Source organism: Lactococcus allomyrinae (assembly GCF_003627095.1).
Taxonomy (GTDB): Bacteria; Bacillota; Bacilli; order Lactobacillales; family Streptococcaceae; genus Lactococcus; species Lactococcus allomyrinae.
Window position 1 is genome coordinate 2135420 of record NZ_CP032627.1, and the last position, 15358, is coordinate 2150777.

A 15358-nucleotide genomic window follows, 5' to 3' on the forward strand; every position below is an offset into this window, starting at 1 on the left:
ATAATAGACTTAACGAAAGTTGGGTCTATTTTTATGGAAATTTTATATACTGAGATTACACAAGATTTGACAGCGGGGCTTTTAAAGCGAGCAGTCAAGGAATTAGAAACTGGTCGTAAAATCTATTACATTGTACCTTCGTCAATGTCATTTGAAAAAGAAAAAGAAATATTAGAGCGATTATCTGAAGGTGAGGATGCTGCTGTATTTGATTTGCTTGTTACTCGTTTTAAGCAACTTCCTTATTATTTTGATAAAAAAGAACATGGATTAGATAAGGTGGAATTGAGTCAAGCTGGACTATCAATGCTTTTTCGACGTGTTATGAGAAGTTTTTCTAAAGAAGAATTGCCACTTTATTTTTCACAGCAAAATTCGACTGGATTTTTGGAAATGTTAACTAATTTACGCTCAGAATTACTGACAGCTAATCTGGCAGCTGACGATTTGCCAGATAATTCTAAAAATCAAGAATTAAAAAAAATATTATCAAGATTTGAAGAGGAATTATCGAAAAATTATGCTAATTATTCAGAGTTTGGAGAGTTTACAGAACTTGTAAACAATGGAGAATTTGATAGTCAATTACGAAACAGTGTAATTATTGTTGATGGTTATACTCGATTTTCCGCAGAAGAAGAGTTGTTTATTGAGTCAGTAGAGCAACGAGTTGCAAATTTCATTATAGGAACTTATGCAGAACAAAGGGAAGCTCTCGATTTTTCAGAAACTATCTATGTCAATGCTGTGCAGATGATTGAACGTTTTAGAGAAAAATTTTCGGCTGATATACAGATACTAAAGAAAAATAATGTAAATAAAGTTTACAGTAAGTTGACAAAGCTAGTTGAGCAAGAAGAACGTTTTGTTATTACTGATCAGACGATTCAGTTGTCTGAAAATGATGCTCATTCGTTTGCTATTTGGGAAGCTGAAAATCAAAATGTTGAAATTGAGCGTGTTGCAAAAGAAATACGCAAGAAAATCACCAATGGTGCATTTTTCAAAGAATTTACAGTGTTAGTTGGGGATTTAGCAGCCTATGAAATTGCAATAAAAGAGACATTTGAGCTTTATGATATTCCTTTTTTCTATGCTCAGGAGGAAGCCATGAGCCAGCATCCTCTTATTGTATTTTTTGAAAGTTTATATGCAATCAAGAAAAATAATTATCGTACAGATGATGTTGTAAATCTTTTAAAAAGTAAAGTTTACACTTGTCTGAACTTTACACAAGATTGTGTTGATCAGTTTGAATATTACGTACAGAAATTTAAAATTTCAGGTCGTAAAAGATATTCTACAATTTTTGATGAAAAAGAATTTACTCACTTAACTTCAGTTGAAAAATTACGCGAAAAATTGCTAGGGCAATCGTCACCTTTACAAGAATTTTTAACGAGTAACTCAGCAAAAACAGGGAAAAAATGGGTTTCAGATTTACAGATTTTTTTGGAAAAAGGAAATGTGATTCATCGGATAAATGAACTCTACAATGAATCAGAATATGAAAATGCTCATGAAGTTGCTGATAAGCATGAGCAGGTTTGGAAATCACTTCTGTCAGTACTGACAGAGTTTTCATCAGTGTTCTCTGAACAAAAAATGAAAGTTTTAGATTTTTTAGATATTCTATTAGCTGGATTGAAAGCAGCAAAATACCGTCAAATCCCCGCAAACGTTGATGTAGTCAATGTGAAAGATTATGAACTTGTTGAACCGCAAACGAATAAGTATATTTATGCTATTGGTTTAAGTCAAATGAACTTTCCACGAGTTAAGCAAAATTCAACGCTTCTATCAGATGAGGAAAGGGCAGAGATTAACAGTACAACTGCAGAAAATCAATTTATTGAGCAGCTTAATGTTGTAAACTATCATAAAAATATGTTTACAGTATTATCATTAATTAATTCAGCAAAAGAACATTTAGTGCTGTCAATGCCACAAATTATATCCAATGAGCAAGGGGAACTTTCATCTATTTTTCAACTATTTATTCAACATTCAGATAAAGCAATTGTGCATCAAATTAGAACTGTAAATCTGGAGGAAACGATAGAGCATATTGGAAATAATCGTGCTGTGATTGCGATGATGGGCAAAATTGAGCGAGAATTATTAGAAGCAGATGCTGTAAGTAGTGACAAGAAAACTTTTTGGTCAAGTCTTTTTAGGATATTAGTTAAGTCTAATCCTAACTTCAAAAAATTACTTTTAAATTTAGATAAAGATATTGATAGTGTAAATCTTGAAACTGATACAGTGGAACAAATTTATTCTGACAAAATATATGCCTCTGTCAGTAGTTTTGAACGGTTTTATAACTGTGAATATCAATATTTTTTAGAAAATACACTTAGCTTGGAAACTTTTGAAAGTGTAGATATTAATTCAAAAATTGTAGGTAATTTTTTTCATGAAGTATTTGAGAAACTAATGAATTTACCAGATTTATCAAAAGATAATTTTGATGAGAGGTTGACAGATGTTTTACATGAAGTTGACAAAGATTATTCACGATATTTTACACAAGGTGCAACAGCACGATTTACCTGGAGTAATCTAGAAGAAATTGTTCGTCAAACAGCTGTTGTCTTGAAAAATTCTATCAGTACTGACAGAATAAAAACTTTACTGACAGAAAGTAGTTTTGGTTTACCAAAAAGTGAGTTAGGATACTTTGATGTTGATGAAATTTCTCTTCGTGGTCGAATTGACCGAATTGATGAATTAGCTACTAAAATTGGTGCAATTGACTATAAGTCTAGTGCCCATCAATTCAGTTTACAAGAGGTTTACGATGGATTAAGTTTACAATTTTTGACCTATCTTGATGTTTTGAAGAAAGCTTTTCCAGAACAACAAGCTTGGGGAGCACTTTATCTGCAATTTAAAAATCAACCAATTAACTTGTCAGAAATTAATTCTCTGAATGAAATTGCTCAACTTTTGAATCAATCTATGCGTTATGAAGGACTGCTTTTAGAAGATGCAATTGATGATATTAAACAAATTGATAGTATTAATATTAAGAAAAATAATGTTTATACAGAAGAAGTTTTTGAGCAACTTCTAAGCTTAAATGAGCAACATTATCGAGAAGCTGGCAATAGGTTAAGGCAAGGACAAATTGTAATCAATCCAATTATGAAACGTTCAGAAGGAATTGATAAGAGCGGAAGTGTGCGAGGTTGTAGATATTGCCCTCTAAAATCAATTTGTAGATTTGAAGCAAATATTCATATGAAAGATGCTCGAGAAATTGGACAAAAATCCGCAGCAGATATTTTAGCAGAAATGAAAGGAGGAGAAAATGACTGAAATTAAGTTAACACCAGAACAAAAGGAAGCAATTTTTAGTTCAGGGAAAAATATCCTTGTTTCTGCAAGTGCAGGATCAGGGAAAACCTTTGTTATGGCACAGCGAATTGTTGAGAAAATTAAACAAGGTATAGAAATTAATCGATTATTTATTTCTACATTTACAAAAAAAGCTGCTGCAGAACTAAAAACAAGATTAGAAAAAGATATCAAAAAAGCAAGACAAAATACAGATAAGAATGATGAAAGAAGGAAGTTGACACTTGCTTTACAGAATTTGTCAACTGCTGATATTGGAACAATGGACAGCTTTACACAAAAATTGGTTAAAAATTACTTTAATCGAATTGATGTAGACCCTCATTTTCGAATTTTAGCAGATCAAACAGAAAGTGACCTGCTTAAACAGGATGTATTTGAAGAATTAGTTGAGTATTATCTTACACCAGCAAATGAACAGGAAGTTTCTGCTATCATCTCAAAAGAAGATTTTGAGAAAATGGTAAAGAATTTTTCAAAAGATAGAAATATTAGCGGTTTTCAAGAAGTAGTTTACAATGTTTACAGATTTGCATCTGCTACAGAACATCCAATAAAGTGGTTAGAAAATCAGTTTTTAAAGGGTTTTGAGTGTTATCAATCATTAACAGATTTATCAGAAGATTTTACAGATGATATCAATAAAAGTTTACAGTCATTTTTTGAGTTATTAGAAACTTCCTTAGAAAATGGAGTCATTGCTAAAAAGGGTGTTGGTCGGGATAAAGCAATGATTATTTTGGATAATAAAGAAGAACTTGTCAACTTGCTTGGTAAGAAAGACTACCAACATTTTTCAGAGTTATTTTTATCATTGGATACTGATATTCGAGTGGGTTCATCAAAAGATGAAGTGATTTCTGAACTAAAGAAAAATTTTTCTGCACTCAAACAAGAGCTTATTGGCTCTAATAGCAAGCCAGGAATTGCGCGGGATTTTGTGAATCAGACAAAGCATAGTCAGTTAATTGAAAAATATCAGAGTGAAGCCTTTGAAGTAGCAAAGAATTTACAAAAATTTGTGATTAATTTTTATCAACATTATTTGACGAGAAAACGTCAAGAAAATGCTTTTGAGTATTCTGATATTGCTCATTTTGCAATAGAAATTTTAGAAGAAAATCCGGATATTCGTGAGAACCTAAGAAAATATTATGATGAAATCATGATTGATGAGTATCAAGACACAAGTCATACGCAAGAAAGAATGTTGGAATTGCTTTCAAATGGACATAATTTGTTTATGGTTGGTGATATTAAACAATCAATTTACGGATTTCGTTTAGCAGATCCTGGACTTTTTCTTGAAAAATATAAGTCCTATGGTCAATCAGAAAATTCAAATCAATTGATTCGTTTAAAAGAAAATTTTCGTTCTAGAGGAGAGGTCCTAAATTTCACAAACCAAATTTTTAAACATTTGATGGATGAAACTTTAGGTGAGATGACTTACGGGTTAGAAGAACAGCTCGTTCAAGGAAATATCAGTGATTATCCTGAGAAAATGGAAGAGGCTTTTTATCCAGAATTACTGCTTTATAAAGAAAGTTCATTAGAAACAAATCTAGAATCTGGAGATACGGATATTACGATTTCAGATGGTGAGATTCAGAGTGCTGCAAAACAGATTCAAAAATTAATTTCATCTGGAATAGAGCCAAAAGACATTGCAATTTTAGTACGCTCAAAATCGAATAATAATAAAATAGAAGATATTCTGAGCAGTTATGATATTCCAGTTGTTTTGGATGAAGGACGTGTTGATTTTTTGAAATCAATGGAAGTGCTTGTTATGCTTGATGTTTTGAGGGCAATTGACAATCCACTTTATGATATTTCTCTCGTTGCCCTTCTGCGCTCTCCATTATTCAGCTTTAATGAGGATGAATTAACTCGAATCAGTTTACAAGGTGGAAAAGAAGTTAGATTTTGGGAGAAAATTAAAATATGTCTTGATAAAATAGGCCCTAAACCTGATTTAATTTCGTTGGTATTAGCTAAAAAGTTATTAGATTTTACGAAAAAGTTTACAGAATGGCGTAAACTTGTCAATCAAATTTCTATTCATGAATTACTTTGGAAAATTTACACAGAAACCTATTATTTTGATTATGTTGGTGCACTAAAGAATGGTGAAATGCGTCAGGCTAATTTACAAGCTCTAGCTATTCGTGCAGAATCTTATGAATCCTCTGGATATAAAGGCCTGTTTAAATTTATCCAAATGATTAATAAATTTATGGAGCAAAATAATGATTTGGCTTCTGTAAACATCAAACTTCCGCAAAATGCGGTTCGGGTGATGACTTTTCATAAATCAAAAGGTTTGGAATTTGATTATGTTTTCTTGATGAATTTGCAGTCCAGATTTAATGATAGAGATTTAAGAGAAAATATCATCTTAACACGAGAAAACGGGCTTGGAATGAAGTATGTTGCAGACCTCAAAAAAGAACCTGAAGTCATTACAGAATTCCCTTATGCTCTTGTTAAAATGGAAACACTACCTTATCGTGTCAATAAAGAATTAAAGCAAAAGACAATGCTCTCAGAAGAGATGCGTGTTCTTTATGTTGCATTTACACGTGCTAAAAAGAAACTTTATATGGTAGGGAAAATTAAAGAAACGGATAAAAAGACAACATTTGATGATTATGAAGCGGCTGTACTAGAACATAGTGTACTTTCTGATAAGTATAGAAAGTCTAACAGAGGTTTTCAACATTGGATTTTAGGATTACAAGCAGCAGTAAATCTTCCAATGAAAATGAATATTTATACAAAAGAAGATTTTCAAGAACAAAAAACTAAATTTGCGAGTCAGCCTAATTTCAAAAAATTAGTAGAAGAATCACTGAAATTTGATGACATTATGACTTACTCAGAAGAGTTGGCAGTTGCTCAGAAGATTATGAACTATGAGTATCCAAACATAGCAGCAACTCAACTTGCAAGTATTCAAACGCCAAGTCAAGTGAAAAAAAGAAGTTATGAAAAACAACTTGAAGTAGGAACTGTGAAACCTGTTAGTGAATTTGTGCGAGCAAAAATACTTGATTTTTCCGATTTTGGTCAAAAGAAAATTACAGCTGCTCAAATTGGTTCGGCTATTCATAGTTTCATGCAATATATTGACTTTGCTCATCCAGATTTGTTTAGTTTGCAGGCAACTTTAGATGAAATGGGATTTGACGAATCAATTAAAGATAAGGTGGATATTTCGAAAATTTTAACGCTTTTTGATACAGAGCTTGGTCAACTTTTAATTAAACACGTTGACAGTACTGTAAAAGAAGCTCCATTTTCAATGCTAAGAACAGATGAATTTGCAAAAGAACAATATATTGTTCGAGGAATTTGTGATGGTTTTATAAAATTGGAAAATAAAGTAATACTATTTGATTATAAGACAGATTACTTTACACAGTTGACAGAAATTTCTAAAATAAAAAATCGTTATATTGAACAAATGGAGTTATATACAGAAGCATTGACAAAGGCCTATGGTGTCAATCAGATTGACAAGTATTTAATTCTTCTTGGTGGTCCTGATAAAGTTTACGTTGAACAATTGGATTAAAAGTAATGAAAGGAATGTGGAATGTTAGATTATGAATTAGGTTCGATCGTTGAGATGAAAAAACCTCATGCTTGTACAATAAAAGCAACAGGAAAGAAAGCTAACCGTTGGGAAATTACTCGTCTTGGTGCTGATATCAAAATTCGATGCACAAATTGTGGACATGAAGTGATGATGGGAAGATTTGATTTCAATAGAAAATTGCAAAAAGTATTAGAAAAATAGAAATGCAACCAAGAGTTGCACAGATTCTACTGAGGGTTTCTTGTAGGCAATCATAAGTTTTGAGATAATACCTATGGAGGTAGAAGCGATGAAAAATACAGAATTTGAGCGTTTATATTGTCTTAGAAAGAAGAGTGGTAAAAGTCAGGAAGAAATTGCTGACCAGTTGGGAATTAGCCGACAAGCACTCTCAAAATGGGAAAATGGTGAGAGTTTTCCAACAACTGAAAATTTGATTGCTCTAGCAAAGATTTATAATGTAAGTGTAGATGAATTGGTTGGCAATACCGTCGATAAAATTGTGCCAGATTTACCACAAGAAGTGAAAAAGAAGAAAATTACGAGTTTGGTTTATATGATTGCAGGACCATTTGCGACGATATTTTTCTTTCTCACTTTAGCTCTTTTTCCAAAATTTTCAATTCCGTGGATTTGGTTTTTATTTGTTCCAATAGCGGGTGGTATTGCGAGATTTTATGATAAAAAAAATAAATTGTAAAAATGGATTTAATTTAAAGTGAATTTTGTCTTTTTCTCTGATTTACGATATAATTTATAGGAATATAAATTTGACGGAGAAAATATAAATATGGCTTTAACAGCAGGTATTGTTGGTTTGCCCAATGTTGGTAAATCAACCCTTTTTAATGCAATCACAAAAGCTGGAGCGGAAGCAGCAAATTATCCTTTCGCAACAATTGACCCTAATGTCGGGATGGTTGAGGTGCCAGATGAACGTCTGAATAAGTTGACAGAGTTAATCAAACCTAAAAAGACAGTACCTACAACTTTTGAATTTACCGATATTGCTGGGATTGTCAAGGGTGCCTCACGTGGTGAAGGTCTGGGAAATAAGTTTCTTGCTAACATCCGTGAAGTTGATTCGATTGTCCATGTGGTTCGTGCTTTTGATGATGAAAATGTGATGCGTGAAAATAATCGTGAGGGAGCGTTTATTGACCCTATGGCTGACATCGAGACTATCAATTTGGAGTTAATATTAGCGGACTTAGAATCAGTCAATAAACGCTATACGAGAGTTGAAAAAGTAGCTCGTACTGCTAAAGATAAGGATGCTGTTGCTGAATTTAATGTACTTAAAAAGATTAAACCTGTCCTTGAAGATGGTAAGTCTGCTCGTACGATTACATTTGATGATGATGAGTTAAAAGTAGTCAAAGGTTTATTTTTATTGACAACAAAGCCTGTACTTTATGTGGCAAATGTGTCTGAAGATGAAGTAGGAATGCCTGATAATATTGAGTATGTCAAACAAATCCGCGAGTTTGCGGCGACTGAAAATGCTGAAGTTGCGGTAATTTCTGCTCGTGTTGAAGAAGAAATTTCTGAACTTGAAGAAGAGGAAAAAGCAGAATTTTTAGAAGCTATTGGACTTTCTGAGTCAGGAGTTGACCTGTTGACTCGTGCGGCTTATCACTTACTTGGTCTTGCGACGTATTTCACAGCTGGTGAAAAAGAAGTACGGGCTTGGACTTTTAAACGTGGAATGAAAGCACCACAAATGGCTGGTATCATTCACTCTGATTTTGAAAAAGGGTTTATCCGCGCGGTGACGATGTCGTATGATGATTTAATTAAATATGGTTCTGAAAAGGCTGTGCGTGAGGCAGGACGACTGCGCGAAGAGGGTAAAGATTATGTTGGGCAAGATGGAGATATCATGGAATTCCGCTTCAATGTATGATGCTTGATGTGATGTAAAAGTGAATATTGACAAAGTGCTGATTTGTAAGAATCAGCCTTTTGGTATTTTTGTCCAAAATAGTTACTGACAAATCTGTCAGTAGAGGTAATGATGAAAATTTATATTGTTGGAACTGTTGGTTCAGGAAAGTCAACACTATCTAATCGTCTTTCTGAATTACTTGAAATTCCTGTTTATCATCTCGATGATATAGTTCATGTGAAAAATGAAAAATCAACTCTAGGAAATACAAAACGTACTGACAGAGATATTGACCGTATTTTTAAGGATATTTTGAGTCAGGAAAATTTTATCATTGAAGATACTTTGCGTATTAGATTTACGGATGCTTTACACCAAGTTGACAAGGTTGTATTTCTTGATTTACCTTTAAATGTGCTGAAATACAGAGTATTGAAAAGGTTTGTGAAACAAAAACTAGGAATTGAGAAAAGTTCTTATAAGCCAAGTTTACAGTTTTTGCGCCAAATGTTGATTTGGCTGAGAGACTCACCACGTGGAAAAGTTGAAGGACTGTCAAATGTCTTGGTGTTAAAAAATAGTAAAGAAATCCGATGTTTTATACAAGAGGTAGAAAATGAAAAATTTTTGGGAAAATATCTATAATCATGAAAAAAATGCTGAATATGATGGCTGGTTAGATTCATTTTTACCAGATTTATCTAAGGGGAAAGTGCTTGATTTGGGTTGTGGAAATGGTGCTGTGTCAAATTTTTTAATGCGACAGAGTGTTGATGTTTTAGCTTGTGATTTTTCAGAAGAGGCTTTAAAGAATTGCACACTCCTTAACCCAAAAATCAAAACGCAGAAAGTTGACTTACGGGAGGGTCTATCTTTTACTGACAAGTCTTTCAGTAGTGTCATTGCGGAGCTTTCTCTGCATTATTTTTCGTCAGCACTGACAGAACAAATTTTACGAGAGATTTGGCGGATTTTGGATGATGAGGGACTGTTGTTTGTTCGCGTGAATTCGACGAAAGATGTTCATTTTGGTGCAGGGCAAGGTGAGGAAATTGAACAAAATTTTTATTCTAAAAACGGAAATACTAAGCGTTTTTTTGATGAAGAGATGATTCAACATTTTTTCTTGACAGAAAACTGGGAAAAAGTTTTTGTAAGCGAACAAACGAAAATACGCTATGAAAATGAAAAAACATTTTGGGAAATTGTTTTAAGAAAGCGAGATGATAAAAAATGACAAAAATGGTTGTAGGGCTTGGAAATCCAGGGAGTAAATATGAAAAAACTAAGCATAATATGGGGTTTATGGCACTGGATTTGTTGGCAAAAGAGCTAGGGGTGACATTTAGTGAGGAAAAACCTTTTATGTCTTTGGTTGGCTCAACTTTTGTCAACGGTGAGAAAGTGTTTCTCGTGAAACCATTGACTTTTATGAATGAATCTGGACGTGCTGTTGCACCACTTTTAAAATATTATAATCTTGATTCAGATGAGTTGGTCATTATGCATGATGATATGGACTCACCTGTAGGACGAGTGCGTTTGCGTCAGAAAGGATCATCTGGTGGGCAAAATGGAATTAAGTCTATACTGACACACGTAGGAACTCAGGAGTTTAACCGTGTAAAAATAGGAATTGGGCGTCCCAAAAATGGTATGACTGTTGTCAATCATGTTTTATCCAAGTTTGATGAAGAAGACGCTGGAGCAGCACAAGATGGCATTTTTAGAGCGGTTGATGCAGTGAATTTCTACCTTGAAAATGGTGATTTTCAAAAAACGATGAACAAATTTAACTGACAGAAAGTTGTCAGTGAATATTTACAGTAAGTTTACACGAAGAGAGAATAAATGAACATCATTGAATTTTTTGACCAAAATTATCAACTTCAAAGTTGGCAACGAAGTTTTTCAAAACGAGAACGCACTTTACTGACAGGTCTTTCGGGAACTGCAAAGGCACTTGTCATGGCAAATGCTTTTGTAAATGTCCCTGACAAATATATTGTCATTACTGACAGTCAATTTCATGCTAACGAACTTTATGATGAATTGTCAACCTTGGTTGACGAGCGTCATGTTTTCCAGTTTTTCAGTGATGATAATGTTTATGCTGAGTTCGCCTTGGCATCAAAAGACCGTATTGCTTATAGACTAGAAGCGTTGAATTTCCTGCTGGATGAATCACAGACAGGTTTTTTAGTCGTTCCGTTTATGTCAATGCGCAGCTTACTTCCTAGTAGTGACAGCTTTCTTGAAAACTATCTTTTACTGACAAATGGTGATGAGTATGAATTGTCAGCATTGACAACGTTACTGACAAATGCTGGATATGAGCAAACTCAACGTGTGATGACACCAGGTGAATTTTCACGTCGAGGTGACATTTTTGATATTTATCCATTGGATGCAGAAAATCCTGTACGTTTAGAATTTTTTGGTGATGAAGTTGACACAATTCGCTCGTTTGATGTAGATAGTCAAAGGTCATTAGCAACACTTGAACAAATCGAAATCTATCCAGCAAGTGATTTTATTTTGAGTGATTTCGAGTTTGACAAAGGTGTTGAAAAATTGTCAGCACTGACAGAAACTCTAACAGACAATCAAGCAAAATCTTATATGGAAGAAATTATTGCAGCAGCATCAAATCACTATTACCATAAAGATTTACGCAAATTTGCTGAATATTTTTATGAAAAACCTGCTTCCCTGCTCAATTATTTTCCTAAAAATGTGCAAATTTTCATTGATGATTTTCAGAAATTAAATGAAGCCAATAATAAAGTTGAGCTAGAGGTAGCAGATTTTATCTTATCAGAAAAATCAATGGGAAGAGGTTTTGACGGACAAAATTATCTTCTTGATATCATGGCGAAAGTTCGTAATTATAAGCCATCAACTTTTTTCTCAAATTTCCAAAAAGGTCTCGGAAATTTGCGCTTTGACAGTCTTTACAACTTTAAACAACATACAATGCAACAATTTTTTGGTCAATTAGAATTGTTTTACACAGAAGTTGACAGGTTTATAAAGCAAGGTTTTACAGTAATTCTTGCAGTTTCATCAGAAAAATTACGTCAATCTCTTAGTGAATTGGACCTTGATTTACATGAAGTTGACAGTGAAGAAATACAGGTTGGTAAAATTAATCTTATTGATTTACAACTTTCCAATGGTTTTAATTTTCTTGATGAAAAATTAGTTGTCATTACAGAAGCAGAAATTTTTGGAAAGATTCGCAAGAAAAAAGCACGTCGACTCAATATTACTAATGCAGAACGTTTAAAAGATTATAATGAGCTTGAAGTCGGTGATTTTGTTGTTCATAAAAATCATGGGATAGGAAAATATCTAGGTTTACAAACGATTGAAGTCGGAGGAATGCACCGAGATTATCTTACAATCCAATATCAAAATGGTGATACTATCTCAGTCCCTGTTGACCATTTAGAACTTCTAAGCAAATATACTGCCGGTGAAGGAAAAACACCAAAAATCAATAAATTAAATGATGGTCGTTGGAAAAAAACAATGTCTTCAGTCACTAAACAAGTGGAGGACATTTCAGAAGACCTCATCAAACTTTATGCAACCAGACAAGCTCAAAAAGGTTATGCGTTCAGCATTGACGATGCTAATCAAGAAGAATTTGATAATGGTTTTGCTTATATAGAAACAGATGACCAACTTCGCTCCATTAATGAAATCAAAAAAGATATGGAACTTGAAAGGCCAATGGATCGTTTATTAGTTGGGGATGTTGGATTTGGAAAAACAGAAGTTGCAATGCGAGCTGCCTTCAAGGCAATCAATGATGGTAAACAAGTTGCTATTCTTGTTCCTACAACAGTTCTTGCAGAGCAACATTTTAATACCTTTAGTGAGCGTTTCATTAACTTTGGGGTAAATGTTGAAGTATTGAGCCGTTTTCAAACAAAAAATCAGCAGGCGGAGATTCTAGCAAAATTAAAAAAAGGTCGTGTTGATTTGATTATAGGTACACACCGTCTTCTTTCACAAGATATCGTTTTCTTTGACCTAGGTCTGATGATTATAGATGAAGAACAGCGGTTTGGTGTTAAACATAAAGAAAGATTGAAAGCACTGAAGACTCAAGTTGACGTTTTAACATTAACGGCAACACCAATTCCGAGGACATTGCATATGTCAATGCTTGGTATTCGTGATTTATCTGTTATTGAAACACCACCTACAAACCGTTATCCTGTGCAGACTTACGTGATGGAAACGAACTATGGTGTGGTGCGAGATGCTATTTTACGAGAAATTTCACGCGGTGGACAGGTTTACTATGTTTACAATCGGGTTGACACAATCGAACAAAAAGTTTCACAACTTGAGGAAATGATACCTGAAGCACGAATTGCCTATATTCACGGTCAAATGGGAGAGGTGCAGCTTGAAAATACGCTCCTTGCTTATATTGCAGGAGATTATGATGTTTTAGTAGCAACAACGATTATTGAGACTGGTGTTGACATCCCGAATGCGAATACGCTGTTCATCGAAAATGCAGACATGATGGGACTTTCGCAACTTTATCAACTTCGAGGGCGCGTGGGACGGTCAAATCGTGTTGCTTACGCTTATTTCATGTATCGACCTGAAAAGATTTTGTCAGAGGTATCTGAAAAACGTTTGGAGGCAATTAAAGGATTTACAGAGCTAGGTTCAGGCTTTAAAATTGCTATGCGTGACTTATCTATTCGTGGTGCAGGAAATCTTTTAGGAGCAGAACAGTCAGGGTTTATTGACTCTGTCGGATTTGACTTGTACTCGCAGTTATTAGAAGAAGCTGTTCACTCTAAGTTGGGAGCGAAAAAACAACGACGCAAAACAAATGTGGAACTTTCCCTAGCATTAGATGCTTTTATTCCAGGTTATTATATTTCAGATGAACGACAAAAAATAGAGATTTACAAGCGAATTCGGCAAATTGATGGGCGAAAAGTTTATGAAGAACTACAAGATGAGATGATTGACCGCTTTGGTGAATATCCTGATGAAGTTGCTTACTTGCTGGAAATTGGACTTCTAAAATATTTTGCAGAAAATGCTTTAATTGAAAAAATTGAGAAGACAAATTTTGAAGCGGTAGTTACAATGGATAAAACTGCCAATACGATGTACGATCCTCAAGAGTACTTTAAAGCATTAGCAGCAACGAAGATGAAAGCATCTGTTGGAGAAAAATATGGGAAAATGACTTTCCGTTTCAAAATTGAAAATAGAAATGTAGTTGTTTTGTTGAGCGAGATTATGAACTTTGTAGAAGCTCTATCTAATATCAGAGAGAGTCATGAAGAAAAGTAAACTGGCTTTAATAGCACAGCTATTTGTTGCGTAAAATTATGTAACTTCATCGTATAAAATCAGTGTGGTGAGTAGAAAATTATCGAAAAAGTCATCAAAAGTAATGATTTCTTAGAAAATTTAAGCTTTAAGCATTTTTCAAACAAAATGAAATATGTTATAATCAATCACATGAGATTAGATAAGTTTTTGAAAGTTTCACGTTTAATAAAACGTCGCCCAGTTGCTAAAGAAGTAGCTGATAAAGGTCGAATCAAAATTAACGGAAAACTTGCCAAATCATCTAGTGATGTCAAATTTAATGATATGATTGAGATTCGTTTTGGTAATAAAATTGTTGAGGTACGAGTTCTTGAAACAAAAGAATTCACACGTAAAGAAGATGCTGAAAAAATGTATGAATTGATAAGTGAAACTCGTGTTAAAGTAGATGAGAGTGAATAAGATTAAACTGGAGGTCTTCTATGTCCAAACAAGTAATTCAGTTAAATAATGAATTTACCAAGGGTAAAAATAAAGAAAAGTTTGCACCAGTGCCAAAACGCAAGCATTTGGGCTTTATTTTAGTGATTGCAATTTTGCTTTTTAGCCTTGCTAGCATGAGTTTGATTCGCTCTTATCAAAATTTGCAGACACAGGTAGGGTTAGAGCAAAAAGCTATAAAACAACATGAAGCATTGACCAAAGAAGTTGCGTCTAAAAGTGAAGAAATAAAAAAATTGCAAAATCCTAACTTTTTGCAAAAATTTGCACGTAGTCAAGGCTATTCACAAAGTGACGAAAAAATTTTTGAAACACAAAATCCTTTAATTGGTGCAAGTGGAGTGACGCCATGATTGGTCAGATTAAAAACATCACAAAATTTGGTCTTTTTGTGAGTTTTTTCATAACGGGCAAAGAAACAGACGAAAGTTTTATTCCTAAAGGAGTAGGTTTACTACGATGGTCGGAGCTTCCGAAAAGAGTTCCTAAACTAGAGGTTGGAGATCTAATAGGAGTGAGTATTCTTAAACGTTATGAAGATGAAAAAGTTGACTTGTCTTATGTTGAAAAAGATTTTAAAAGCACCTATGGCACTTTTTTAGAAGTAAGTGCTAGAAAAATAGAAGAGTTAAAGATTATGAATAAATCAGACTTGTCTCTTTAAAAATTTAAGAAAAATTTGG

12 protein-coding genes are annotated in these 15358 nt (G+C 33.7%); all 12 read left to right on the forward strand.

Annotated features, from left to right (window positions below; all coding sequences use genetic code 11):
* Positions 1 to 33: 33 nt before the first annotated feature.
* The 12 genes from rexB (at position 34) to D7I46_RS10120 (ending at position 15339) form a co-directional block, all read left to right on the forward strand.
* Positions 34 to 3324 carry an ATP-dependent nuclease subunit B gene (gene rexB, locus D7I46_RS10065; RefSeq protein WP_120772763.1) on the forward strand — a complete coding sequence of 1097 codons (3291 nt, stop codon included), beginning with the start codon at positions 34 to 36 and terminating at the stop codon, positions 3322 to 3324.
* On the forward strand, positions 3317 to 6943 hold the full coding sequence (gene addA, locus D7I46_RS10070; protein WP_120772764.1) for a helicase-exonuclease AddAB subunit AddA: 3627 nt from the start codon (positions 3317 to 3319) through the stop codon (positions 6941 to 6943). The genes rexB and addA overlap by 8 nt, the downstream gene beginning before the upstream one ends.
* A 21-nt stretch (positions 6944 to 6964) precedes the next feature.
* On the forward strand, positions 6965 to 7168 hold the full coding sequence (locus D7I46_RS10075) for a DUF951 domain-containing protein (protein WP_120772765.1): 204 nt from the start codon (positions 6965 to 6967) through the stop codon (positions 7166 to 7168).
* Between the two features lie 88 nt (positions 7169 to 7256).
* Complete coding sequence (locus tag D7I46_RS10080; RefSeq protein WP_120773345.1) at positions 7257 to 7667, forward strand: helix-turn-helix domain-containing protein; 411 nt, start codon at positions 7257 to 7259, stop codon at positions 7665 to 7667.
* A 90-nt stretch (positions 7668 to 7757) separates the two neighbouring features.
* Positions 7758 to 8873: a redox-regulated ATPase YchF gene (gene ychF / locus D7I46_RS10085; RefSeq protein WP_120772766.1), complete on the forward strand. Its 1116-nt coding sequence runs from the start codon at positions 7758 to 7760 to the stop codon at positions 8871 to 8873.
* 108 nt (positions 8874 to 8981) lie between these two features.
* Complete coding sequence (locus D7I46_RS10090; RefSeq protein ID WP_120772767.1) at positions 8982 to 9500, forward strand: AAA family ATPase; 519 nt, start codon at positions 8982 to 8984, stop codon at positions 9498 to 9500.
* A complete protein-coding gene (locus D7I46_RS10095; protein WP_120772768.1) occupies positions 9472 to 10092 on the forward strand; it encodes a class I SAM-dependent methyltransferase in 621 nt (206 codons plus the stop codon). The genes D7I46_RS10090 and D7I46_RS10095 overlap by 29 nt, the downstream gene beginning before the upstream one ends.
* The gene (gene pth / locus D7I46_RS10100; protein WP_120772769.1) at positions 10089 to 10655 is read left to right on the forward strand and encodes an aminoacyl-tRNA hydrolase; all 567 of its coding nucleotides are present in this window, start codon (positions 10089 to 10091) and stop codon (positions 10653 to 10655) included. Before D7I46_RS10095 ends, pth begins: the two co-directional genes overlap by 4 nt.
* 51 nt (positions 10656 to 10706) lie before the next feature.
* A complete protein-coding gene (mfd, locus tag D7I46_RS10105) occupies positions 10707 to 14192 on the forward strand; it encodes a transcription-repair coupling factor (protein ID WP_120772770.1) in 3486 nt (1161 codons plus the stop codon).
* A 171-nt stretch (positions 14193 to 14363) separates the two neighbouring features.
* On the forward strand, positions 14364 to 14636 hold the full coding sequence (locus D7I46_RS10110; RefSeq protein WP_120772771.1) for an RNA-binding S4 domain-containing protein: 273 nt from the start codon (positions 14364 to 14366) through the stop codon (positions 14634 to 14636).
* A gap of 20 nt (positions 14637 to 14656) precedes the next feature.
* Entirely contained in the window at positions 14657 to 15028 is a 372-nt protein-coding gene (locus tag D7I46_RS10115) for a septum formation initiator family protein (RefSeq protein WP_120772772.1), read from the forward strand.
* Positions 15025 to 15339, forward strand: coding sequence for an RNA-binding protein (locus D7I46_RS10120; protein ID WP_120772773.1), 315 nt, complete (start codon positions 15025 to 15027; stop codon positions 15337 to 15339). Before D7I46_RS10115 ends, D7I46_RS10120 begins: the two co-directional genes overlap by 4 nt.
* The last annotated feature ends 19 nt before the right edge of the window (positions 15340 to 15358 follow it).

Excerpts from the sequence above, each read along its gene's own strand:
- pth (WP_120772769.1), top strand. The coding sequence starts at position 10,089 with ATGACAAAAATGGTTGTAGGGCTTGGAAATCCAGGGAGTAAATATGAA.
- D7I46_RS10090 (WP_120772767.1), top strand. The coding sequence starts at position 8,982 with ATGATGAAAATTTATATTGTTGGAACTGTTGGTTCAGGAAAGTCAACA.
- D7I46_RS10120 (WP_120772773.1), top strand. The coding sequence starts at position 15,025 with ATGATTGGTCAGATTAAAAACATCACAAAATTTGGTCTTTTTGTGAGT.
- D7I46_RS10115 (WP_120772772.1), top strand. The coding sequence starts at position 14,657 with ATGTCCAAACAAGTAATTCAGTTAAATAATGAATTTACCAAGGGTAAA.
- D7I46_RS10110 (WP_120772771.1), top strand. The coding sequence starts at position 14,364 with ATGAGATTAGATAAGTTTTTGAAAGTTTCACGTTTAATAAAACGTCGC.
- D7I46_RS10095 (WP_120772768.1), top strand. The coding sequence starts at position 9,472 with ATGAAAAATTTTTGGGAAAATATCTATAATCATGAAAAAAATGCTGAA.
- rexB (WP_120772763.1), top strand. The coding sequence starts at position 34 with ATGGAAATTTTATATACTGAGATTACACAAGATTTGACAGCGGGGCTT.
- D7I46_RS10080 (WP_120773345.1), top strand. The coding sequence starts at position 7,257 with ATGAAAAATACAGAATTTGAGCGTTTATATTGTCTTAGAAAGAAGAGT.
- addA (WP_120772764.1), top strand. The coding sequence starts at position 3,317 with ATGACTGAAATTAAGTTAACACCAGAACAAAAGGAAGCAATTTTTAGT.
- mfd (WP_120772770.1), top strand. The coding sequence starts at position 10,707 with ATGAACATCATTGAATTTTTTGACCAAAATTATCAACTTCAAAGTTGG.
- ychF (WP_120772766.1), top strand. The coding sequence starts at position 7,758 with ATGGCTTTAACAGCAGGTATTGTTGGTTTGCCCAATGTTGGTAAATCA.
- D7I46_RS10075 (WP_120772765.1), top strand. The coding sequence starts at position 6,965 with ATGTTAGATTATGAATTAGGTTCGATCGTTGAGATGAAAAAACCTCAT.